We start from the raw sequence: 25,172 nt of genomic DNA on the forward strand, positions 1-25,172 counted from the left end.
TATGAAATTAATTGCATGTTGCTTTTTGATTTGCTGTTCGTTATACAGCATAATTCCAGCTCAACCCAATTATACCCAAACTGATCCGTTAAAAGAAAGTATTGTTCGTGGTCGTGAAATCTATAACGATTTCTGTATGTCTTGCCATTTACCTAGCGGAAAAGGTGTAGAAAAAGTGTATCCGCCATTGGCAAAATCTGATTATTTACAAACAGAACGTATTGCAAGTATAAAAGCTATAAAATTTGGACTCACAGGACGCATAGTTGTAAACGACAAAGTATACAACGGTACCATGATGCCATTAGGCTTAAGTGATGATGAGGTGGCCGATGTTATGAATTACATTACCAACGCTTGGGGTAACAAAAACGACAAAATAATTACGGAAGACGAAGTTGCAAAAATTAAAAAATAAAGATTACTTAAACCTTTACAATTAATTAACTTTGCAAAAAACAAAAACACATGCTAATTATAGGAATTGCAGGCGGTACAGGCTGCGGAAAAACAACGGTTGTTAATCAAATTCTACACGAATTGCCAGAAGGTGAGGTGGGTATCATCTCGCAAGATTCTTATTATAACGACAACTCACACTTATCTTACAATGAGCGTGGTAATATAAATTTCGATCATCCAAGGTCTATCGATTTCGATTTATTAGCAACACATTTAAAAGCATTAAAAAAAGGCAAAAATATACACCAACCCGTATATTCTTTTGTAAAACATAACAGAACGGGCGATACTATTTTAACACACCCGAGAAAAGTAATGATTGTTGAAGGTATATTAATACTAACAAACCCAGAGCTTCGTGATATGTTTGATATTAAAATATTTGTACATGCCGATACCGACGAGCGTTTAATTAGACGTTTAAAACGCGACATTAGCGAACGTGGCCGTGATATAAACGAGGTTTTAACACGTTACCAAACCACGCTAAAACCCATGCACGACCAATTTATCGAGCCTATGAAAGAATATGCAGATATTATTATACCAAACAATAAATACAATACGGTTGCGGTAAATATTGTGCGTACTATTATTAACGACAGACTCTAAATGGCGAAATTCAATAAAAACACAAGCAAATATTTAAAACCTTTCAAAAATTGGTTTATCTTGATATTTGCTGGTTTCCTGATTTGGATGATTTTTTTCGATGCGAATTCTTGGCTTATTCATCACGAATTAAACACAGATATTGAAGCTCTAGAAAATGAAAAGGAATATTATCAACGAGAAATTGAAAACGATAATAAAGCCATTAAAAAGTTAAGTTCGGAAGATGGTTTAGAGAAATTTGCCCGCGAAGAATACTTCATGAAACGAGAAAATGAAGACATTTATATTATTGAATATGAAGATAGCTTAAAAGTAAAACAAGATGACTAAAGGTTTGTTTGATGGTTTCGATTCGGTTTCAACTAAACAGTGGAAACAAAAAATTCAGTTCGATTTAAATGGAGCTGATTTTAACGATACCCTTATCTGGAACTCAAACGAAGATATTGCCGTAAAACCATTTTATAACGCAGACGACTTAAAAAAGCATACACCTTCAACCTCTAATATTTCTACTTGGAAAATTGGGCAAACCATATTTGTTGCCCATACTGAAAAATCGAATTTAAAAGCTGTAGATGCCATTAAACGCGGAGCAGAATATATTCATTTCATTATTCCTTCCGAAGAAAATATTTCAATAGAACATTTAATTAAAAACATTGATACCGATAGTATTTCTATTCATTTAGAATTACAATTTTTATCAGTAGATTTTATAAAAAACATATATACCCTTCCGGGGAAAAAGAACATTAGTATTGCCGTTGATATTATCGAGAACATTGCGAAAACGGGGAATTGGTTTAATAACCTAACTGATGATTTCTCGAAGATTGAAAACTGGTTTCAATCTTCTAATTCAATAAGTATCCACACTAGTCTGTATCAAAATGCAGGGGCAAATATGGTTCAGCAATTGGCCTATGCCCTAGCCCACGCCAATGAATATCTCAACCATTTAAAACTAAATCCAGAGTCTTCAGCATCTATCCAAACCATTTTCACAGTTTCGGTAGGTTCCAATTACTTCTTCGAGATTGCAAAACTTAGAGCGCTTAGGCTACTTTGGAGCACGTTAGCTTCAGAATACAATATTAATACAGATTGCTATATTAGTGCAGTTCCAACAAAACGCAATAAAACACTATACGATTACAACACCAATATGTTGCGCACAACCACGGAGTGTATGAGTGCGATTTTAGGTGGCGCAAATAATGTATGTAATTTACCTTACGATGCCATTTACCATAAAGACAACGAGTTTGGCGAACGTATTGCCAGAAACCAACTGCTTATTTTAAAGCATGAAAGTGCTTTTGATAAAGTAAACAATGCAGCCGATGGTGCGTATTACATAGAATCGCTAACCGAGCAATTAGCAGAAAAAGCATTAGAATTATTTAAAGATATTGAACGTAATGGTGGGTTTTTAAATCAGTTAAAGTCAGGCACCATTCAACGTAAAATAAAAGAAAACGCGACCAAAGAACAAGAGCAATTTAACAGTGGTGAACGTATTTTATTAGGCACAAATAAACACATTAACCCAAACGATAAAATGGCAGAACAATTGCAGATTTATCCTTTTGTAAAAATTAATAAAAGAAAAACTTTAATTGTTCCCATTATAGAAAAACGAATAGCAGAACAAATAGAACAAACCAGATTAAAAAATGAAAAACAAAATGAAATCGACAATTAACTTTATTTTATTTTTAGGAGCTTTAACTGTAGTAAGCTGTAAAAAAGAAAACACGTTTAACGATTACAAATTTTCAGAAAAAGGCAGCGTTATTACGTGCGATAACCAAAACACGGCCTTAATAAACGAAGCCTTATTTAGCTTTGAAGCGGATATTGCAGCATTTTATGCGCAAAACGGACAAGAGAATGTACCTAATGCTTATGGGCAGTTTCTTAGGGCGGCAAGCATGAACCGTATTAAATACGAAGACATGGTTTCGCCACACACCGTAAAAGTTTTTGAAGCTTTAAAAAATGAAAATGATCTTTGGGATGCTAATAACCCTAACAGTCATTTAAACTATAAAGGCAATTTACTCAATTGTATTTCGAGCAACCTGAAAGATAAAAAACTAAAAACAACTTATGATGCTCTAGTTGCAACTAATAGCATGAAACCAGAATTATTTGGAACGCCATTAGCTAGAAATTACAGAGCAGCAGCATCGGATAAAAATCTAGCCGCTTATATTGCTTTAGACTTATATTACGCTAAACTTTTTAATCTCGATTTATCGAATGTAAAAGAGAAACCCGTTGTTGAACAAAAAGTAGATTTCAATAAAAGACCAACAAAATAAGAATACACATTGAGAAAAAACCTTCAACATATCACTTTAAAGGCTAAAACTGAAAGCTCTAATTTTGATGTCGATAAACAAGAACCGTTTATCACTTCCGAAGGCATTCCGTTTAAACCTACTTATTCTAAAGTAGACCTTGAAGGTTTAGAACATCTCGATTTTGCTGCAGGAATCCCACCGTATTTACGCGGACCATACAGCACTATGTATGCTAAAAGACCTTGGACCATTAGGCAATATGCAGGTTTTTCTACAGCTGAAGATAGTAATGCGTTTTACAAACGTAATTTAAAAGCTGGACAAAAAGGACTTTCGGTAGCTTTTGATTTGGCCACGCATCGTGGTTACGATTCCGATCATGAACGTGTTGTTGGTGATGTTGGAAAAGCGGGTGTTGCCATAGATTCGGTGGAAGATATGAAAATACTTTTCGACCAAATTCCACTCGATAAAATTTCGGTTTCCATGACCATGAATGGCGCTGTTTTGCCCATTATGGCTTTTTATATTGTGGCTGCAGAAGAGCAAGGCGTAACACCAAATCTACTAGCAGGCACTATCCAAAACGATATTTTAAAGGAGTTTATGGTGCGTAACACCTACATCTATCCGCCAAAACCATCAATGCAGATTATTTCGGATATTTTTGAATATTCGAGCAAGCACATGCCTAAATTCAATAGTATTAGCATTTCGGGCTATCACATGCAAGAAGCTGGTGCTACCTGCGATATTGAACTGGCTTACACTTTAGCCGATGGTTTAGAATACATTAGAAAAGGTTTAGATGCAGGCTTAAACATTGATACGTTTGCACCGAGATTATCCTTCTTTTGGGGAATTGGTATGAATCATTTTATGGAAATTGCTAAAATGCGTGCTGCTCGCATGTTGTGGGCCAAATTAGTAAAGCAATTCAATCCTAAAAACCCAAAATCATTATCCTTACGAACACATTGTCAAACATCAGGTTGGAGTTTAACCGAACAAGATCCGTTTAACAATGTCGCCAGAACAACTATTGAAGCTACCGCGGCAGTATTTGGAGGCACGCAAAGTTTACACACCAATGCTTTGGATGAAGCTATTGCGCTACCAACCGATTTCTCGGCACGTATTGCAAGAAACACGCAAATCTATTTACAAGCAGAAACACAAATTACAAAAACGGTAGACCCTTGGGCTGGTAGTTATTTTATTGAAAAATTAACCGCAGATATCACAGAAAAAGCGTGGACTTTAATTGAAGAAGTTGAAGCACTTGGAGGCATGACGAAAGCCATTGAGGCCGGAATACCTAAACTTAGAATAGAAGAAGCTGCTGCTAGAAAACAAGCTAAAATAGATTCTGACCAAGATATTATTGTTGGTGTAAACAAATATGTTTTAGAGGAAGAAGCTCCAATTTCTACGCTAGAAGTCGATAATGAATCGGTTAGAAATTCTCAAATTGAACGCTTAAACAGTATAAAATCAAGCAGAAATTCTGAAAAAGTAAAAATAGCTTTAGAAATTTTATCTGAAGCAGCACGTACAGGAGAAAATAATTTATTAGCTTTAGCTATTGAAGCTGCTCGAGAACGCGCAACTTTAGGTGAAATTAGTGATGCTTTAGAAGTTCAATTCGGACGCTATAGAGCACAAACCAAATCTTTTTCTGGTGTGTATAGTAAAGCAATAAAAGACGATAAATCCTTTAAGAAAGCTCAAGAATTAGCCGATATTTTTGCTGAGCAAGATGGAAGGCGCCCGAGAATTATGATTGCCAAAATGGGGCAAGATGGTCATGATCGTGGTGCTAAAGTTATAGCAACTAGCTATGCTGATATTGGTTTCGATGTTGATATTGGTCCGTTATTTCAAACACCCGCAGAAGTTGCTAAACAAGCTATTGAAAACGATGTGCACATTTTAGGCGTATCTTCTTTAGCTGCCGGACATAAAACCTTAGTACCACAAGTTATTGAAGCCCTGAAAAGCTATAATCGTGACGATATCATGGTTATTGTTGGCGGTGTAATACCGAAACAGGATTATCAATTTTTGTTTGATGCTGGTGCTATTGCCGTTTTTGGTCCTGGAACAAAAATTAGCGAAACAGCGATAAGAATTTTGGAGATTTTAATTGATTAAAATTTAATCAAAAGCTGACAATAAAGCATAAAAAAAGAACGACTAGCGTTCTTTATTCTTTAACATCTTTAAATACATGTTTTCTACTTTTGTACGTGCCCATGGCATTCTACGCAAAAATTTTAAACTCGATTTAACTGATGGTTTATCGGTAAAGCATTTAATTTTTATATTATAGCCCATATATTCCCAACCATAATGTTCTACCAAATCGTTTATAATTTGTTCTAACTTTATACCGTGTAACGGGTTATTTGGTTGCGATTCCATGTACTAATGCTTTTATTTTAACTGCTTTTTCAAAATGATCCAGTTTATGGGTTTCAATCCACCAAGTAGCGGCTTCCATTAATAATTCTGGATTATCATTTTTATTTTTAAAAAACGCATAAAAGGAAACCCCAACGGCGTCTCCTTTTGCTGCTATTTTTTTATCGCAAACTTCAATAATTTTATCTTTTAAAACCTGCTTCATCTTTTATTTACGTCTATCTGTATTACGTTTTGGACGTCTAGAATTGCTACTTTTATTTGAGCTTTTACTAGAGTTCCCAGATTTATTAGATGCTGGTCTAGAATTTCTATTTTGACGACCTTGCCCTTGTTTAATAGGCTGTGTAGAAGCATTTGGGTCAGGCTCAAAACCTTCCAATACTTCAACAGGAAGTTTATTACCAATAAGTTTTTCGATGTCTCTTAAAAACGTAGTTTCATCTGCACTAACAAGCGATAAGGCAACACCATTGGCTCCTGCTCTACCCGTTCTACCAATTCTATGTACGTAATCTTCTGGAATGTTAGGAATTTCAAAATTGATAACATGTGGCAATAACGGAATATCTAATCCACGTGCAGCAATATCGGTAGCCACTAACACACGAATGCGTCCGCTTTTAAAACCAGCCAATGCTTTTGTACGTGCACCTTGACTTTTATTTCCGTGAATGGCCGCAGCAGAAATACCTGCTTTATCCAATTTTTCACAAAGTTTGTTCGAGCCGTGTTTTGTACGCGCAAAAACTAAAACTTGTTTCCAATTTCCATCAGAAATTAATTTTATAATTAAAGGCGTTTTTAAACCTTTAGCCACACGATATACTTTTTGAGTAATCGCTTCTACAGCCGTATTCTCTGGAGTGGCTTCAACCTGAACCGGATGATTTAAAATACCGTGAGCCAACTTTTTAATATCTTTAGAAAACGTAGCCGAGAACATTAAATTCTGGCGTTTTTCTGGCATCGATTTAATAACGCGCTCAATATCACGTAAAAACCCCATATCTAGCATACGGTCCGCTTCATCTAAAACAAAAATCTCCACACGTTTAAGTGATAGTAATCCTTGATTTTGTAAATCTAATAAACGACCTGGAGTCGCTACTAAAACATCAATACCTTGACGAAGTGTTGCTACCTGTGGTTTCTGGTTTACACCACCAAAAATAACGGCACTACGTAAATTTAAAAACTCACTATATTCTCTAACATTAGCATAAACCTGAGCCGCTAATTCACGCGTTGGCGTTAAAATTAAAGCACGTATTGGTCTATATTTATCTTTCGGATTTTCCGATAATATATGTAAAAGCGGTAATGTAAAACCTGCTGTTTTCCCTGTTCCTGTTTGTGCCGAAGCTAAAACATCGTGACCTTCCAAAACTGGAGGAATCGCTTTTTCTTGAATTGGACTTGGGGTAGTGTATCCTTTTTTGCTAATTGCTTTTAGCAAGGCTTCGGATAAGCCTAAAGATTGAAATGACATATAAATTGTTTAGAAAGCTCTTTTTGCGAGCCGTTGAGATGACAATTTATGTAGTAAACACCATCTCCTTTTTATTAAGCCGCAAAGGTACACTTATTTTTTTCGTTGTTAGTTTATTTCTTTTTTTTAAACCAAAACGAGTAACTTCGTAATAAATTATCAAAACATTCAATTTTATATGAAAAAGGCCTTATTACTATTAGGATGCGTAATACTTTTATTTTCAAGCTGCCAAAAAACAAAGAAACAAACCCCTTTAATGACTTATATTGAAGAACCACACTCGTTCGCCAAACCAAATGAAGCGGTTATCACGCATTTAGATTTAGATATAAAAGTCGATTTCGATACAGAAATTATTTCGGGAACAGCCTCTTATTTAATTAACAATAACGATGCCTCGGAAATTATTCTAGACTCAAAATTCTTAGAGATTGAAAATGTACAAGCCGATGGCACAGACACTAATTTCAAATTAGGAGCATTTGATTCTCAATTAGGAAACCCTTTAAAAATAGCAATAAAACCAGAGACTAAACGTATTACTGTTTTCTACAAAACCACAGACAAAACGGAAGCATTACAATGGTTAAAACCTCAGCAAACAGCCGATAAAGCACAGCCATTTCTATTTACGCAAGGTCAAGCGATTTTAACTAGAACTTGGATCCCGATACAAGATAGTCCACAAATTAGAGTAACATACAACGCAAAAGTAACCGTACCAGCGCAACTTATGGCGGTTATGAGTGCCGAAAACCCTAAAACAAAAACTGCAGATGGTGTTTACAACTTTAAAATGGCTCAACCTATTTCACCATATTTAATAGCCATTGCCGTTGGAGATATTGCTTATAAACCAATAAGTAACAGAACTGGTGTTTATGCTGAAAAATCGATGCTAGATAAAGCACATTTTGAATTTTCGGATATGGAAAACATGGTTGCTTCTGCAGAAAAATTATATGGAGAATATGCTTGGGAGCAATTTGATGTTATTGTGTTGCCACCAAGTTTCCCGTTTGGCGGTATGGAAAATCCACGTTTAACTTTTGCTACACCAACTGTAATTGCTGGAGATAAAAGTTTAACCTCACTTATTGCACACGAGTTGGCGCATTCTTGGTCTGGAAACTTAGTAACCAATGCCACGTGGGACGATTTTTGGCTTAACGAAGGTTTTACCGTTTACTTTGAAATGCGTATTATGGAGGCTCTTTACGGAAAAGATCGCGCTAATATGTTGGCGAGAATAGGTCGACAAGATTTAGAAGAAGAATTAGAAGGTTTAAAAGATTCTCCAAATGATACCAAACTAAAACTTGACCTTAACGGAAGAAATCCTGACGACGGCATGAACAGTATTGCTTATGATAAAGGGTACCTATTTTTAAGAACTTTGGAAGAAACGGTTGGTCGTGAAAAATTTGATGTTTTCCTGAAAAATTATTTTGAATCTCATGCGTTTTCAACTACTAATACTGAAAAATTTATTAAATATTTAAATGAAAATCTATTAGAGAAAAACGAAATCACGTTTAACACGGAAGAATGGATTTACCAACCAGGTATACCAGAAAACCAAGCCATTATTGTTTCTGATAAATTTGAACAAGTTGAAAGTATAGTCCAAGGTTTTGTTAAAACAAACAACATCGATCAGGAAAAAACAAAGCAATGGACACCTCAAGAATGGGTACATTTTGTTCGTAACTTCCCCGAAGACATGAGTACTAAACAAATGCAATTACTGGATAACACGTTCAACTTAACCAACTCCAACAACTCTTACATTGCTATGGTTTGGTATGAGCAAGCTATCAATCATGATTATCATGGTAATAATGTAGATGAAAAGATTGAAACTTTTTTAACTGAAGTTGGTCGCCGTTGGTATGTTTCAACTATTTACAAAGCTTTTAAAAGAAATGATAAAACAGAAGATGCTTTAGTAATTTATAAAAAAGCTCGTGACAATTATCATTCAGTTACTATGAACACTATTGATGATATGTTGGGTTATGTTTCTGAATAACACTCTCAAGACATATCGACGTGAGGAGATATCACATAACAGTGAACTGAAAAACGTGTGTGATGTCTCCATGCGCGGACATGACCAATATATAAAATTTTCAAAATAAAACTAACATAAAAACAAAAGCCTCAAGTCATATCGACGTGAGGAGATATCGCATAACAGTGAGCTATAAAACGTGTGTGATGTCTCCATGCGTCGACATGACCAACACGTAAAACTTTCAAAATAAAACTGACCTAAAACCAAAAGCCTCAGGTCATATCGACGTGAGGAGATATCTCATAACAGTGAACTGAAAAACGTGTGTGATGTCTCCATGCGTGGACATGACCAACACGTAAAGTTTTCAAAATAAAACTAATATAAAAACGAAAGCCTCAAGTCATATCGACGTGAGGAGATATCTCATAACAGTGAACTGAAAAACGTGTGTGATGTCTCCATGCGTGGACATGACCAACACGTAAAGTTTTCAAAATAAAACTAATATAAAAACGAAAGCCTCAAGTCATATCGACGTGAGGAGATATCGCATAACAGTAAACTGAAAAACGTGTATGATGTCTCCATGTGTCGACATGACTAACACGTAAAGTTTTCAAAATAAAACTAACATAAAAACAAAAGCCTCAAGTCATATCGACGTGAGGAGATATCTCATAACAGTAAACTGAAAAACGTGTATGATGTCTCCATGTGTCGACATGAACAACACGTAAAACCCTCAAAATAAAACTGACCTAAAACCAAAAACCTCAAGTCATATCGACGTGAGGAGATATCTCATAACAGTAAACTGAAAAACGTGTATGATGTCTCCATGTGTCGACATGACTAACACGTAAAGTTTTCAAAATAAAACTAACATAAAAACAAAAGCCTCAAGTCATATCGACGTGAGGAGATATCTCATAACAGTAAACTGAAAAACGCGTATGATGTCTCCATGTGTCGACATGAACAACACGTAAAACCCTCAAAATAAAACTGACCTAAAACCAAAAACCTCAAGTCATATCGACGTGAGGAGATATCACATAATAGTGAACTGAAAAACGTGTATGATGTCTCCATGTGTCGACATGAAAAACAATACTCATCATAATAAAAAATGATTACACCTCTCCTTTCAGAATTTTATAAACCAATTCTTTCGTTGGTTTTTGGCCGTTAATTTTAGATTTAACGGTATCGAAAGTCATTTTAAAATCACAACCCGATTTATAAGCAGTACAGCCATAAGCGGTTTTCCCTTTTAGAACCTTACCTACATTACATTTTGGACAAGTTAAAGCATCGGAATCTCCTTCTGTCGGTGCTGCTACTTTTTGCGTTTTTTCAACTTTCACTTTCGGCTCTAATTTCAACTTAAAATCATCATCAAAACGAAGTAAACCTTCAACGGCTCCTGCTTCAGTTTTAAAACCTTTCAAATTTACAGTAGATCCTTTTTGAAGCAAACGGATAAATTGCTTTTCAGATATTTTTTTATCCCCAAAACTAAAAGGTAAAACAAATTTACAGCCGTCTTTATAAGCACTGCAACCGTAAGCTGTTTTTCCTTTTAAAAGCTGACCTTTTTTACACTTTGGACAAACCTCAGCGATAATACCGGCTTGTTTTTTAACGGTTGCCTTTGCTGCACGATTTTTAACCACATTGGCTTGTGAAATATTAGCACGTTTAGTTTCGCTTCTTACTTCGTAAACCAAGGCATCTACCATGCGTTTCATGTTTTTTATAAACGCTCCAGCACTATATGTTCCTTTTTCAATATCTTTTAATTGTTTCTCCCAAGATCCTGTGAGCTCGGCAGATTTCAATAATTCATTTTGAATGGTGTCTATCAACAAAACACCTGTAACCGTTGGTAATACTTGTTTTTTATTACGTTTTATATATTTTCTTTTAAAGAGTGTTTCGATAATATTGGCTCGTGTAGATGGTCTACCAATACCATTTTCTTTCATTAAATCTCTTAATTCCTCATCGTCTACCTGCTTACCCGCTGTTTCCATAGCACGTAATAAAGTTGCTTCTGTAAACTGATTTGGCGGTTTGGTTTCCTTTTCTAAAAAAGATGGTTCGTGTGGTCCTTTTTCTCCTTTTACAAAGGTTGGTAAAATTCCAGATTCTTTTTCTTTTGCATTAGGATTTTCAAAAACAACACGCCAGCCCTTTTCTAAAATTTCTTTTCCTGTGGTTTTAAAAACAACATCGGCCGCGTTTCCTAAAACGGTAGTATTAGACACGATACATTCATCATAAAAAACAGCAATAAAACGTTTTACAATAATATCGTAAACCTGTTGTTGATTGTACTGCAGATTAATTTGAATTCCCGTTGGAATAATAGCGTGGTGATCAGTTACTTTTTTATCGTTGAAAACCTTAGTCGATTTTTTTATTTTCTTCCCTAAAAGCGGTTGTGTTAAAGTGGAATAATTTGTTAACTTCTGAAGTATACCTGCCACCTTTGGATACACATCGTTTGGTAAAAATGTGGTATCTACTCTTGGGTAGGTAACCACTTTTTGTTCATATAATTTCTGAACAATTTTTAAAGTTTCGTCTGCAGAAAACCCGAACTTAGTATTACAATATACTTGAAGACCAGTTAAATCGAAGAGTTTTGGTGCGTATTCCTTACCTTTCTTTTTGGTGGTAGATTGAATTTCAAATTCACTCTCCTTTACCTTATTCGCCATAGATTCACCATCTTCCTTTTTAAGAAAACGACCTTCCTCGTAACTAAACAGCGTTTCACGATACAGTGTTTGTAATTCCCAATACGGTTGCGGTTTAAAATTCTCAATATCTTTAAAACGCCCTACTACCATGGCTAAAGTTGGTGTTTGCACGCGACCAACAGATAGCACTTGTTTATAACCACCATGTTTTACAGTATACAAACGCGTAGCATTCATCCCTAAAAGCCAATCGCCTATGGCTCTAGAAAATCCCGCATAGTATAGATTATCGTAATCTTCAGAAGGTTTTAAATTCTGAAATCCTTCTTTTATGGCTTCCGTTGTTAATGATGATATCCACAAACGTTCTACTTTACCTTTATACTCAGCTTCGTTCATCACCCAGCGTTGTATAAGCTCTCCTTCTTGCCCGGCATCACCACAGTTTATTACAACATCGGCTTTATCAAATAAACTTTTTACAATTCTAAATTGCTTTTGAATACCATCATTCGCAACCACTTTAGTTTCAAATTTTTCTGGCAACATGGGTAAATTATTCAAATCCCAACTTTTCCAATAAGGTTTATAATCGTTAGGTTCTTTAAGCGTGCAAAGGTGTCCAAAAGTATAAGTTACCGCATAACCATTGCCTTCATAATACCCATCGCGTTTAGTATTTGCTCCTAGAACGGTAGCAATTTCGCGGGCAACACTTGGTTTTTCGGCTATACAGACTTTCACTTATTTGGCTTTAAAATAGAAGGTGCAAAATAAGGATTTTGCATGGTATTCAAAGCGCCTTTTATAACGAGTTATTAACGAATTTAAATGCTCGTAAAAGATATTATCTTTAAATTTGTTGTATCAAACCATGATTTTGACCTTAATTGTTTTAAGGCTAAATATTTATATTAAAACACCCTCATTATTTTAAACCAACAAATCACTGAATTCAGGGATATTAATACTTGCTACAAAGCCTAAATTTGCGAATGCCTTTTAAGTTACAAAACATAATTGCATATTTATTTTTATGCTACTGCACTATTGGTTTGGCGCAAACACAGACTTCTATAGAATTAGAAGACAAAAAAGTGGATGAACTATACCACCATTTTAATTCTGGTTCGGCAAAAAAAGCGTACAAAGAAGCTCATCAATTTTTAAAAAAATTCAAAACCAATAAAGCCATTGCAAATACCAATTTACTACTGGCCTATTACCATAATAACTACGCAGAAATAGACTCTTCTATTTATTACACTAACCAAGCTCTTGCTCATAAATCTATTGTTAACGACTCTTTAGCCAACCGGCTAACCATATTAGCATACCAGTTATTGGCTCTAAACAACAAAAACAAAGGTTTATATCACGAAAGTAAAAAATGGCACATTAAAGGCGCCGAACTCAGCGAAAAACATAACGAAACAAATCTTTACTATTCACATATACACGGGTTAGCAAGTACTTACATTGCTCTAAACAAAACACAAGAAGCTAAAGAGCTTTTTGAGAAATGCATTAAACACTCTAAGGACGCCGAAATTATTTTAGGAAGCTATATAAATCTAGGCTCTATTTACTCATCATTTTCTCAATATCAATTATCTAATATTTACTTACAGAAAGCCAAAACTATTTGTGAAAAAGACAATAGCAAACAACAGGCTTTAGTAAATGTTATTATTAATATAGGCGATAATTACGTAAACAATGGCGAGATTGATCAAGCTATTTACACCTATGGTGAAGCTAAAAAAATAAGTGTTAAAAATAATTTTTATAATTTAGAGCTTATCATATCTGATAAATTAGGCACAGTATTTTACAATCAAAAAAGAAATAATGAAGCCATTTTAATCTATGCAAATACCTTAACAAAAGCTATTAACTCTGACGCTTTAAACATTCAAATGAATAGTTATTTGATGTTAGAAAAACTAGCAGCCCGAAAAGAAGATTATAGCACGGCCTACACATATAGTAAGCGCTACTCCAGAATAAAAGACTCAATAGATAATCTGCAAACAAAAGAAGAGATTAACCGCTTAGAAGTTAAGTTTGAAACGCTTGAAAAAGAAAAGACAATAAAGCTATTAAAAATAGAAAACTTAAATAAAAGTTTAAACATAAAAAACAAAGATGCTGCCATAGAAAAGTACGAACTTCAAAAAGCTATTATTGCTAAACAAAATGAAAATGAAGTTTTACAATTACAAAATCGCGCAGAAAAACGAAAGAGCGAAATAGCCATACTTAAAGAAAAAGAGCAATTAAAGGCCTTAGAATTAGATAGAGAAAAAACCATAAAATATATTGTGCTTGGTGCCTTTTTCATTTTACTAGTACCCACTATTGGTTTATTGGTTATTTACTATCAAAAATTACAAGCTCAGAGTTTACTTAACCTAAAGGAAAAAGAGGTTAACGCACAGCGCGTTAATTCGTTGAAAAAAGATCAGGAAATAAAAATTATAAAAGCGTCTATTAGAGGGCAAGATTTAGAACGAAAAAAGATTGCTCAAGAAATGCACGATAGCATTGGTGGAAATTTAGCAGCGATAAAATTACAGTTCAGTCAGCTTTCTAACCACCCAGATAAAGCGCAATTAATCTACAGCCAACTCGATGATACTTACGAGCAAGTTAGAAACTTATCGCATAATTTATTACCAAAAAAAATTAGAGAAAATGACTTTGTATCTTTAATTACAGAATATATAAAAACCGTACAAGAGGCGAGCAACATAAAAATTAATATTCATTTTTATGATGAAGAAAAAATAAACACACTAAACAAAATATTGCAAAACGAGTTGTTTTCTATTTTTCAGGAATTAACAACCAACACCCTCAAATATGCCGACGCCGACACTATAGATATTCAATTAGATTTACTAAACGCATGTATCTTTTTTGTTTATGAAGATAACGGCAAAGGCTTTGATGTATCTTTAACTACTCTAGGTATTGGCTTGACCAATATTAAGAACCGAGTAAACGATTACAACGGCACATTACATATTGACTCTAAAATAAATAGAGGCACAAGTATAAATATAGAAATCCCCTTAGAACAAAAATAAATGAAGCATAACCTTATTATTGCCGACGACCATAAAATGTTTTTAGATGGTTTATTAAGTATTCTTAAAACTGAAAGCAATTACAATATTCTATTTACAGCTAAGCATGGTGGCCATGTTCAAAAATATATATCGATAAATACTGAAGAACAAATCGATTTAGTTATTACCGATGTTACCATGCCTGAAGTTGATGGTATTACTCTAAATAAATGGATAAAAGAAAACCATAGAAATGTAAAAACGTTGGTAGTAAGCATGCATAACACACCAGAAATTATTGATGATTTAATAGAAAGCAATGTAGATGGCTACCTTCAGAAAAATGCTCAGAAAGAAGAATTTCTAAAAGCCATTGAAACTATTTTGGGAGGGGAAAAGTATTTTTCAAAAGAAATAAAAGATATTTATCTTCAAAATAAGTTTGAAAAAAATAAAGAAAAAGAGATTAAACTAACAAAGCGCGAAGTTGAAGTAATCTCTTTAATTGCAGAAGAATTCACCACTCAAGAAATAGCAGATAAACTCTTTTTAAGCAAACACACTATTGAGAGTTACAGAAAAAACTTAATTACTAAACTTAATGTTAGAAACCTTGCTGGCCTTACCAAATACGCTATAAAAAAAGGTTACGTTTCATCTTAATAATAAAACACTAATTATAATATAATACTAAGGCGCTTTTTTAAAGCGTCTTTTTTTATGCGTAAAATCTCCTTAGCACTATTAAACACACTCTAACTCTATTTAATAAGTTCCATTTTGACTTTTCATCTAAAAAAAAATCATAAACACAAAATAACAAAACAAAATAAACCATTCAAAATCAATTAATTAAAACAAAACACCCTGTTTTCAGGGTATTCATTTTCACCAAATACGGGGTTATTCTAGGAGCTCTATTGCTATACTTTTGTAAAAGAAAATAAGACACATGGTAAGTTAAAAACAAACAAAACCTTAACATGTTTATTATAAGAAAAACGAATAAAAATTAACCATTAAAAATCAAAATTATGACTTTCGGAATTACATTAATCTTATTAAGTATCATTGCAGTACCTTCTTTATTACTTTCAAAAAAACCTAACGCAAAAGAACTTTTAGACAAAATAGAACCTTACCAAGGTTGGATTGGAATTATTTTTTGTTTCTACGGTGTTTGGGGTATTATCTTTTCAATTTTAAATTTAGGTTGGATTACAACTTTCCCAATCTGGTGGGTAACATTATTAGCAGGAAGTCTTGTAGAAGCTGTTTTAGGTTTTATGTTAGGATTTAGCCTAATTAACAAATTTGTTTTATCTAAAAATGAAGCTGCAAAAGAAAAAGCAGTAGCACTTAGAGAGAAATTAGCACCAAAACAAGGTAAGCTAGGTATTGTAGGTTTATTCGTAGGTGCCTGGATGATAGTGGCTTCTATATTATTCTTCTAAAAAGTTAAAAATTAATTTATATAATCATGAAAAAACTCATCTATTTAGTAGCCTTATTCTTTACAATTCCACTAATTTCGCAAGAACAAAGCAACACTATTTCTGTTATTGGCGAAACAGAAAAAACAATAACCGACCAAAATTACACCGTTATAATTGCCTTGCAGCAAATAATGGTTTATGATGGACAAGTGGAAGTTGAAGCCACGTCTTTAGAAGATGTAACACGCAATTACATAAAAAAATTAGACGAAGCTGGTGTAGATTTTAGCAGGTTTAGAAGAAACACCTATTATGAGCTTGCCATGTCTTACGGACAAAACAGAGAAGCGGCATATTACTATTTAAAAACAACAAATAAGGATGAAGCTAGAAAAATAATAAACTTAAAATCGTCTGGAGTATCGGTTGCCAGCAGTGAAGTGGAGCCTAAAAAATTAACAGATAAAGAGTTGGCTGCACTTTCAACAAAAGCCATTGAAAACGCGAGACAAAAAGCAGAACTTATAGCTAAAAAATTAAACAAAACTATAGGTGAAATCGTAAACATTTCAGACCAAAACACAAACACACAATATATTCAAAGTTACGGTACTACAAATTCACAACCACATAGTGTTACTGTTGCTTTCGAACTAAAATAAAAAAGGATGTCTAATACTAACAAATTTCAATTTAAAAAAAACATGAGAATTAAATTAGCCGCATTATCATTATTTGCTTTCTGTGCAATATTTAACGCAGAAGCACAAAAATTAAAAAAGTTTGGAAGTTCTATTGAAAAGAAAATAGGACCAAAAACAATTAAAGTACCTTACACAGATGTTATTTCTTATTTAGGATATGCTTCTGTAGGAAATGAAGATGAAGTTGTAGATGGTAAAAAATTCTACTATATTTATTTATGGGTTCCTGCTGTTGCTCCAGAATTAGGAGTTAGAATGCTTTCTCCTGTTGCTAAAACAAAAATTAAAGACGCAATAGAATCTGAGGCTTACACAGAAAATGCATCTTCTAGCGATTATTTTGATACTTACATCACTTTAGAGCGTTCTACTATTTTCACAAAAGAAAATATTACTGAAGAGGCTGCTAAAAGCGCAACTTGGACAAAACTAGCAAGTAACGATGACAGTAGTGAAATGCCTAAACAACCAAGTGGAAGCAGCTACAACTCTTTATTAAGATACAAAAGTGAAGTTGGAAGCCCAACAAAAGCTTTAACTGCTGGTTTATACAGAATTGGTTTTACAACTTACAAAACAGGTGAAGTTAAAGGAACATTTTTAGCAGAAGTTGCAGCTCCAGTAAAATTACCAGGTGTTGTTATGGCTAAAACCATTGCCGAATTAAAAAAAGGACTATAATACAGAATTACAGACATCCTTTTTTTTAACTTAATTAAGCACCTCTTTTAAAGGAGGTGCTTTTTTTATGCCATTACTTCTCAAAAAGAAAGTAAAAATTTACACTTAAAAACTGAATTTAAAACACGCTTTGTAAGCCATTATAAACACAATTATTCATGACGTTTCCATAACACTACAATAAACCAAGTACTTACGCATTACCCAGTATCACTAAGCTTTTTTTATCTATTTTAGTAATCCCTAAGAACACTAAATAATGAAAAAAAACCCTCTGGCATTTATTATATGCCTAGTGAACTGTTGCCAAATTTTTTCTCAAGTTGGTATCGGCACCACAACTCCAGATCCATCATCGATTTTAGAAATTAATTCTCAAACACAAGGGCTTTTACTCCCTAGAATGACTTTATTAGAAAGAAACGCCATCGCATCTCCTGCCGAAGGTTTGTTTATTTATAATTTAGACAGCAAATGCTTTCAGTATTATAAAGGTACAACTTGGTCGGGTTGCTTAGGAGAATCTCCCACAAATGCTTTAGAATGTAGCTCTCCAGCATCTAATGGCGGGTATGCTATAGGTACACCCCTAACAAGCGCGAACACCATTACGGTAGACGTTCTTGTTAATTCAATAGAAGCTTATAACATAAGTACAAATACAGTTAATGGTTATAGTTTTTCTGCCTCTGGAGTCTTTAGTGCAATTGGTCTAAATACCATTACGCTTTCAGGATCTGGAACCCCAATAGCCGAACAAACCGATAGCTTTACTATCACTTATTTAGAAAAAGGTGATACCTGTAATATAAATATAGGCGTTACATCTGTTTTATCAAGTTGCTTGGCATACCTTAATGCAGGCTCCACAACCGATGGCATATATTCTGTAGATCCAGATGGAAGCGGCCCAAACCCTGCTTACGATTGCTATTGCGACATGACGAGCGACGGTGGCGGATGGACCTTAGTATTTAACCACAATACCGCAGGTGGTTATTGGACAAACGACGCGGAAGCCAGCGAATTTAACATCGCATCTCCAGGTTTAACAACCAATAAATATTCTATTTTAAGTAAACTAGACGAAATTAAAAGCGCCGCAGCCTACGAGTTTAGAATATATTACCCAACCTTAGGCTTAAGAAACCATTGGAGCCAGACCTTTGACCCAAGAACAAGTGCTTCAACAACTAGACCTGTAACTGGTTACACCGCAATTAACATTGATATGACTAATAATAGTTGGGGAGGTTTAGAGTTATCAGGAGGTAGTACTTATTTAGATGGCTCAGTAAATAGCGGAAGCTGGTTTTACTCTATAGGTAGTGTTAATCCATGGGGCGGAGGTATTCCATCAAACAGCACAGCAGTAAATCATGTTCAATTATTTATTCGTTAAATCTAAATATTACATTTACACTTAGTTATTTATTTTTTAAGAAGGCTATCTTTGCAGCATGCAAACCAAAGTCCTTTTTATAACACCACCGTTTACTCAATTAAACACAGCATATCCAGCAACAGCTTATTTAAAAGGCTTTCTGGAAATACACGATATATCTGTGCCACATTGCGACTTAAGCATTGAGCTATTTACGGCTGTTTTTAAAAGCGATTTTTTGAGCGCCATGTTTGCAGAAGCAAAAGCTCTAGGTAATTATAATTACCCTGAAGTTAGCAAAATGAAATCACTGTACATATCTAGAGTAGACACCGTTATTGCATTTCTACAAAAGCATGATATTGAAACAGCTTATAAAATTTTAAAAGACGATTTTTTACCACAAGGTCATCGCTTAAAACATGTTAACAACAAAATTGAATGGGCAGCAGGCGATGTAGGTATTATAGACAAAGCTAAACATTACGCTACACTTTTTATTGAAGAAATAGGCGATTTTATACAAGCCAACGTAGACGAGTTTTTTGCATTCACAAAATACGCCGAGCAAATTGCAACATCGGCAAGTAGTTTCAATCAATTAGACGAGTTTTTAAGTTACCAGCCTACACTTATCGAAGAGCAAATGCTCGATATTTTAGTCGCTCAAATCGAAAACCACAATCCAAATTTAGTTTGTTTTACTATTCCCTTTCCGGGGAATTTATTCGCAGCTTTACGCTGTGCACAATTTATTAAGCAACTTTTCCCAGATATTCATGTGGCTTTTGGAGGTGGGTATTGCAACACCGAATTACGCTCACTAGAAGATCCTAGAATTTTTGAATTTGTCGATTTTATATCTCTCGATGATGGCGAAGGCCCGTTATTAAAAATGGTAAACTACCTAGATGGCAACATCGGTATCGACCAACTAGAGCGCACATTTGTTCTAGAAAACAATAAGGTGGTTTATAAAAACAAGGTTCCAAATACCATTTATCATCATAAAAATCTTCCTGCACCCAACTATTCAGGATTACCATACAATAAATACGTTTCTTTTTTAGACGTTGTAAACCCCATGCACCGTATGTGGACCGATGCCCGATGGAATAAACTAACCATTTCTCATGGATGCTACTGGAAACAATGCTCCTTTTGCGATGTTAGCCTAGATTATATTGGCAATTACCAAAACACAACGGCTGTAGATTTAGTCAATAAAATCGAGAAAATAATAAAAGACACCGGTATTACAGGTTTCCATTTTGTAGACGAAGCTGCTCCACCAAAAATGTTACGCGCCCTATCAAAAGAGCTTATAGAACGTAACCTAAAAATCACTTGGTGGACAAACATTAGATTCGAAAAAACATTCGATTTCGACTTATGCCAAATCATGGCACAATCGGGCTGTATAGCCGTAACCGGCGGACTAGAAGTAGCCTCAGACCGTTTATTATCTAAAATGAAAAAAGGTGTGGATATTGCACAAGTTACCCGAGTAACCCATCATTTTTCACAAAACGACATCATGGTTCACGCCTATCTCATGTATGGATTTCCAACCCAAACCGAGCAAGAAACCATCGATTCTCTCGAAGTAGTAAGGCAACTATTCGAAAGAAACTGTATACAATCGGCATTTTGGCACCAATTTACAACCACAATACATAGCCCAATTGGTCAAAACCCAGAAGCCTTTGGCATCAAAATAACAGGTCCTGTTTTCGAAGGTTTTGCACAAAACGATCTGTACCATAAAGACATACAAGGCGCCGATCATCCTAAATACACAAAAGGTCTAAACTTGGCATTACACAACTATTTAAACAATGCCGGACTCCAAGATAACTTACAAAATTGGTTCGATTTCCCTATTCCTTCAACCAGCCATTCAAAAGGTTTAATAGAAAGTTTTTTAGAAGAATTAGCTATAAAATAATTGGGCGTTACCCGAAAAGGGTCGGGCTTTACGTTTCAAGTCCTCGCACCTCCTCTGTCGGGCTGTGGGCTTTTCTCTGCAATCCCTAACGCGGAAAAAACTGCTGAGGTTTAACTTTATCTAAAGCCTGACATTTGTTTAGGTTTGTCCCAGAGTAGATGTTTCACAGTCTTTAAATCTATAATGCGATGTCTCCTATCGTCGACATGATAGATAGAATCAAAACATGTAAACCTTACAAAACTCACTTCTCAACCACAATATCATAACTAGCTAAAAGACCTTCAATGCCTTCCAAAGAAAACTTAGCGCCTTTAATTTTATTTCTTTCAGGATAAATATTATAATTAATAGCTTTTCGAAAATCGGCTTTTTCCAAATTAGTATTTTGAAAAGTAGCCCCTTGAAAATCACAATCATCAAAAGTGCAACGACTTAAATTAGCCTCAGTAAATTCCACATTATGAAGTTTAGAATTAATCATTTTAGTACGACTTAAATCTACTTGATAAAAGGAAGAGTGATTAAGCTGGCAGTTTTCAATATATAATGCAAAACCAAACGAGTTACAACTTTCAAAATGTACACCCAAAACTTTACATCCTAAAAGTTTCACATCTTGAAACGATGAACTTGTTAGGTTTGCCGAACTAAAATTGCAATCTATAAACTCGCATTCTAAAAATCTAACTTCCGATAGAAACCCTTCAGAAAAATTACAATTTTTAAACGTGCAATATTCGTAATCACCTTTTGGAATTCGGTTTACGGAATAATCTTGTTTATCGAAAATTTCATCTTCATATAAAGGTGCGGACATCATTTACAAAACTTTATGGACTTAAAAACCGAAGTTAACTTATTTTAAACGAAACTCTAATTAAAAACAATTAGTCTTTCTCAATAATACTTAATGCTAAACGAATTTTAAAATAGTCGATACTCTCATTAAAATAATCAAAATACGCACGTAGTGCTTTTGGAGAACCAAGAGCTTTTTTAGCTTTTCGTATGGCTTCAACATCGCTTTTAGAAACAAAATCGTATAGATTAATTTGTTTACCCATGCTGTATAACTTAGCAATATGAGAGTAAACAGTGGTTGTACCTAACTTACGCTGCATAGCAATTTCATCTATTGATAAGCCCGATTTGTACAAATCGTATGTCTTTATATAAGTATCACCTTTTTTAACTTTTTTAGGCTTAGACCCCATGAAATTCATGATTTCAGCCATAAACTCATCACCATAAACTTCAAGCTTACGCTGCCCTACTCCACTAATTCTTAAAAAATCGTCATCACTTAATGGGCGCTCTTTTTCAATTTCTTTTAACGTAGCATCACTAAAAACTAAATAAGCAGGAATATCTTCCTCTTGTGCTATTTTATAACGTAATCTTCTAAGACGTTCAAATAAACTATCAGTTACAACCTTAGCTTTTGTTCTTGCTTTTGTGGTTTTGGTCCTTTTTGTTCGTGTACGTTTCTCTTTAATAACAGGTTTTATTTCTGTAATCACTAATGGTTTTGTTAGCGCGACTTTAGCTCCTTTAAACAACACATTATTTGAAAATTCGGTAAGTTGCAAAGCATTATTTTTATGAAACGCAATTTCGCAAAACCCTTGATTTATAAGTTGAATTACAAAATGCTGCCAATGCTTCCAAGCAATATCATTACCAATACCAAACGTGCGTACATTTTGATAACCTTTTGCCAAAACAGCCGCATTTTGCGAACCACGAAGTACATCGATAATCATACCCATCGCTTCCTTTTCTTGTAAACGATAGACTGCCGAAAGAATTTTTTGAGCAATTACAGTACCATCGAAAAACTGTGGAGGATTTTTACAAACATCGCAATTCCCGCAGTTGCCACCAAGCAACTCTCCGAAGTAACTTAATAGAATTTTACGTCGGCATGTGGTTGACTCTGCAAACTGTTTCATTCTATCTAATTTCGCTATCTGTACAGCCTCATTGGTAGCACCGCTTGCAAAATTTTGTAATTGAATAACATCGGCATAACTATGAAATAATAACGCATGCGAGGTTAAGCCATCTCGTCCTGCACGCCCAATTTCTTGATAATAACCTTCAATGTTTTTAGGCATATTATAATGCACCACCCAACGCACATTAGATTTATCTATTCCCATACCGAAAGCAACGGTTGCGCAGACAATTTGGGTTTTATCACGAATAAAAGATTCTTGAACTTTACTTCGTTTTTCAAAATTTAACCCGGCATGATACGCTTCCGCATGAATCCCATTGGTTTTTAATTTTTTAGATAGCTGTTCTGTAGTTTTTCGGCTTAGGCAATAAATAATTCCCGACTGGTTTGGTCTGGCATTTATAAATTTAACTATTTGAGAAATTCGGTTATTGGCCGTTCTAACTTCCAATCCTATATTTTTTCTATCGAAAGATGAAATAAAACGCTCGGCATGCTCTATGCGTAATTGTTTTACAATATCTTCTCTAGTTGCTTTATCCGCAGTAGCAGTTAAGGCAATAAACGGAATATTAGGTAATGTAGATTTTAAAAAACCAAGTTGTTGATACGATGGTCTAAAATCGTGTCCCCAAGAAGAAATACAATGCGCCTCGTCTATAGCAACACAGCTAATATATTTTTCAGTTAAAATATTTTGTAACGCCGCTAAACTTTCTGGAGCAACATAAAGTAGTTTTATTTCTGCTGTAATAACACTTTCTATAATAGCAAATTGCTCTTCGCTACTTTGGCTACTATTAAAATAAGATGCAGGAATACCATTGGCGTTTAAACCATCGACCTGATCTTTCATTAGCGCTATAAGCGGAGAAATAACAATGGTAACGCCTTTAAAGGACAACGCCGGAAGCTGAAAACAAATAGATTTACCACCTCCTGTTGGCATAATAACCAAGCAGTCTTTTTTATTGAGTACAGACTCTACAATATCTTGTTGATTTACTCTAAAAGAATCGTAACCAAAATAGTTTTTTAAGTTTGAAAACACCTGATCGTTGGTGGCTGTTCTTGGCATTAATTTAAGTGTAAACGGTAAACATTAAAAGCATAATGTTTTACCATTCGCGCTTTTTATTTAATTCCTCCAGAGCTGCTAAATCTTTTTGTGAAACTACTTTTAAGAAAGATGAATGTTGCTCTATAGCATATTCTATCTTTTCTACGATATCTGCATGCGTATCGTTTTCGTAATCTATTTCTAAAGGTTCTTTAATTTCAAAAGATTGAAATATATTTTTCTTCTTAATAAATAATCCTTTTTTATCAAACGATCTACGAAAACCATCGATAACGATTGGTACAACAATTGGTTTGTAACGTTTAATAATATGCGCTGTTCCTTTCCTGATAGGTTTAAAAGGTGTAGTTGTACCTTGTGGAAAGGTAATAACCCAACCATCGTCTAAAGCTTTCCCTATACTAGAAATGTCGCTCATTTTAACCTGACGATTAACATCTTTACCTTCCGATCTCCAAGTACGTTCTATACTAATAGAGCCCATGTAAGCTAAGATTTTTGGTAATAACCCCGCTTTCATAGTTTCTTTCGCGGCTATGTAATAGATATTAAGTTTTGGATCCCAGATATAACCTATGTTTTTTATAGAATCTGTTCTTCCGCTTAAACTCGCATTAAAAACATGAAACATAGCTACAACATCTGCGAAATACGTTTGATGGTTTGATACAAAAAGCACATTGGTATCGGGTAAATTTTTAATAATTTCCGATCCTTCAATTTGTAGTTCATTAAAGCCACGAAATCTCCTATGTGTTATCACACCAAAGATTCTAATTAGCCATTTCTTTAAAAATAATATATGTCCGAACGGATTTCTTTTAAACAATCCCATAAATCACACGTCAAATTGATTAGTTAATAT

21 protein-coding genes are annotated in these 25,172 nt (G+C 34.4%); 14 read left to right on the forward strand and 7 right to left on the reverse strand.

Translation table 11 applies throughout. The annotated features are described in order from the left end of the window. Nucleotide 1 precedes the first annotated feature (1 nt). The 6 genes from GQR98_RS02655 to scpA are packed head-to-tail and all read left to right on the forward strand — an operon-like array spanning nucleotide 2 to nucleotide 5,543. Nucleotides 2-418: a c-type cytochrome gene (locus GQR98_RS02655; RefSeq protein ID WP_199270259.1), complete on the forward strand. Its 417-nt coding sequence runs from the start codon at nucleotides 2-4 to the stop codon at nucleotides 416-418. A 50-nt stretch (nucleotides 419-468) separates the two neighbouring features. Continuing rightward, nucleotides 469-1,074, forward strand: coding sequence for a uridine kinase (gene udk, locus GQR98_RS02660; protein ID WP_042497892.1), 606 nt, complete (start codon nucleotides 469-471; stop codon nucleotides 1,072-1,074). Beyond that, complete coding sequence (locus GQR98_RS02665) at nucleotides 1,075-1,407, forward strand: FtsB family cell division protein (protein ID WP_159018163.1); 333 nt, start codon at nucleotides 1,075-1,077, stop codon at nucleotides 1,405-1,407. Continuing rightward, complete coding sequence (locus tag GQR98_RS02670) at nucleotides 1,400-2,785, forward strand: methylmalonyl-CoA mutase subunit beta (protein WP_159018164.1); 1,386 nt, start codon at nucleotides 1,400-1,402, stop codon at nucleotides 2,783-2,785. The genes GQR98_RS02665 and GQR98_RS02670 overlap by 8 nt, the downstream gene beginning before the upstream one ends. Further along, nucleotides 2,769-3,407 (forward strand): hypothetical protein, encoded by a 639-nt coding sequence (locus tag GQR98_RS02675; RefSeq protein ID WP_159018165.1) that lies wholly within the window; start codon nucleotides 2,769-2,771, stop codon nucleotides 3,405-3,407. Before GQR98_RS02670 ends, GQR98_RS02675 begins: the two co-directional genes overlap by 17 nt. 9 nt (nucleotides 3,408-3,416) lie before the next feature. Next, entirely contained in the window at nucleotides 3,417-5,543 is a 2,127-nt protein-coding gene (gene scpA / locus GQR98_RS02680; RefSeq protein ID WP_199270260.1) for a methylmalonyl-CoA mutase, read from the forward strand. A 42-nt stretch (nucleotides 5,544-5,585) separates the two neighbouring features. On the opposite strand, the gene GQR98_RS02685 is transcribed toward scpA, so the two are convergent. From GQR98_RS02685 to GQR98_RS02695, 3 genes are read right to left on the reverse strand one after another with little or no spacing between them, the layout of a single operon-like run. Beyond that, on the reverse strand, nucleotides 5,586-5,813 hold the full coding sequence (locus GQR98_RS02685; RefSeq protein WP_159018166.1) for a VF530 family DNA-binding protein: 228 nt from the start codon (nucleotides 5,811-5,813) through the stop codon (nucleotides 5,586-5,588). Further along, entirely contained in the window at nucleotides 5,794-6,018 is a 225-nt protein-coding gene (locus GQR98_RS02690) for a DUF6500 family protein (protein WP_159018167.1), read from the reverse strand. The genes GQR98_RS02685 and GQR98_RS02690 overlap by 20 nt, the downstream gene beginning before the upstream one ends. 3 nt (nucleotides 6,019-6,021) lie before the next feature. Beyond that, the gene (locus GQR98_RS02695) at nucleotides 6,022-7,305 is read right to left on the reverse strand and encodes a DEAD/DEAH box helicase (protein WP_159018168.1); all 1,284 of its coding nucleotides are present in this window, start codon (nucleotides 7,303-7,305) and stop codon (nucleotides 6,022-6,024) included. 259 nt (nucleotides 7,306-7,564) lie between these two features. Between GQR98_RS02695 and GQR98_RS02700 the strand changes: the two genes are divergently transcribed. Next, nucleotides 7,565-9,340 carry a M1 family metallopeptidase gene (locus GQR98_RS02700; RefSeq protein ID WP_317164209.1) on the forward strand — a complete coding sequence of 592 codons (1,776 nt, stop codon included), beginning with the start codon at nucleotides 7,565-7,567 and terminating at the stop codon, nucleotides 9,338-9,340. A 1,121-nt stretch (nucleotides 9,341-10,461) separates the two neighbouring features. On the opposite strand, the gene GQR98_RS02705 is transcribed toward GQR98_RS02700, so the two are convergent. Then, a complete protein-coding gene (locus GQR98_RS02705) occupies nucleotides 10,462-12,780 on the reverse strand; it encodes a type IA DNA topoisomerase (protein WP_159018170.1) in 2,319 nt (772 codons plus the stop codon). 251 nt (nucleotides 12,781-13,031) lie between these two features. Between GQR98_RS02705 and GQR98_RS02710 the strand changes: the two genes are divergently transcribed. From GQR98_RS02710 to GQR98_RS02740, 7 genes are all read left to right on the forward strand, one after another. Next, nucleotides 13,032-15,128: a tetratricopeptide repeat-containing sensor histidine kinase gene (locus GQR98_RS02710; protein ID WP_159018171.1), complete on the forward strand. Its 2,097-nt coding sequence runs from the start codon at nucleotides 13,032-13,034 to the stop codon at nucleotides 15,126-15,128. Next, nucleotides 15,129-15,773: a response regulator transcription factor gene (locus GQR98_RS02715; RefSeq protein WP_159018172.1), complete on the forward strand. Its 645-nt coding sequence runs from the start codon at nucleotides 15,129-15,131 to the stop codon at nucleotides 15,771-15,773. A gap of 371 nt (nucleotides 15,774-16,144) precedes the next feature. Continuing rightward, entirely contained in the window at nucleotides 16,145-16,564 is a 420-nt protein-coding gene (locus GQR98_RS02720; protein WP_159018173.1) for a hypothetical protein, read from the forward strand. A gap of 26 nt (nucleotides 16,565-16,590) precedes the next feature. After that, entirely contained in the window at nucleotides 16,591-17,208 is a 618-nt protein-coding gene (locus GQR98_RS02725; protein WP_159018174.1) for an SIMPL domain-containing protein, read from the forward strand. A gap of 42 nt (nucleotides 17,209-17,250) precedes the next feature. Beyond that, nucleotides 17,251-17,931, forward strand: a complete 681-nt coding sequence (locus GQR98_RS02730) for a Lipl32 family lipoprotein (RefSeq protein WP_159018175.1) — start codon at nucleotides 17,251-17,253, stop codon at nucleotides 17,929-17,931. Nucleotides 17,932-18,190: 259 nt separating this feature from the next. Beyond that, nucleotides 18,191-19,333, forward strand: a complete 1,143-nt coding sequence (locus GQR98_RS02735; protein ID WP_159018176.1) for a fibrinogen-like YCDxxxxGGGW domain-containing protein — start codon at nucleotides 18,191-18,193, stop codon at nucleotides 19,331-19,333. Nucleotides 19,334-19,391: 58 nt separating this feature from the next. Further along, entirely contained in the window at nucleotides 19,392-21,263 is a 1,872-nt protein-coding gene (locus tag GQR98_RS02740; RefSeq protein ID WP_159018177.1) for a B12-binding domain-containing radical SAM protein, read from the forward strand. A 244-nt stretch (nucleotides 21,264-21,507) separates the two neighbouring features. Here the strand turns inward: GQR98_RS02740 and GQR98_RS02745 are convergent, their stop codons facing one another. From GQR98_RS02745 to GQR98_RS02755, 3 genes are all read right to left on the reverse strand, one after another. After that, nucleotides 21,508-22,086, reverse strand: a complete 579-nt coding sequence (locus GQR98_RS02745) for a pentapeptide repeat-containing protein (RefSeq protein ID WP_233268066.1) — start codon at nucleotides 22,084-22,086, stop codon at nucleotides 21,508-21,510. Nucleotides 22,087-22,153: 67 nt separating this feature from the next. Continuing rightward, a complete protein-coding gene (gene recQ, locus GQR98_RS02750; RefSeq protein ID WP_159018178.1) occupies nucleotides 22,154-24,304 on the reverse strand; it encodes a DNA helicase RecQ in 2,151 nt (716 codons plus the stop codon). A gap of 40 nt (nucleotides 24,305-24,344) precedes the next feature. Continuing rightward, entirely contained in the window at nucleotides 24,345-25,142 is a 798-nt protein-coding gene (locus GQR98_RS02755) for a lysophospholipid acyltransferase family protein (RefSeq protein WP_159018179.1), read from the reverse strand. Nucleotides 25,143-25,172: the final 30 nt, after the last annotated feature.

Origin of the sequence: Algibacter sp. L3A6 (assembly GCF_009796825.1) — a bacterium.
GTDB lineage: Bacteria > Bacteroidota > Bacteroidia > Flavobacteriales > Flavobacteriaceae > Algibacter.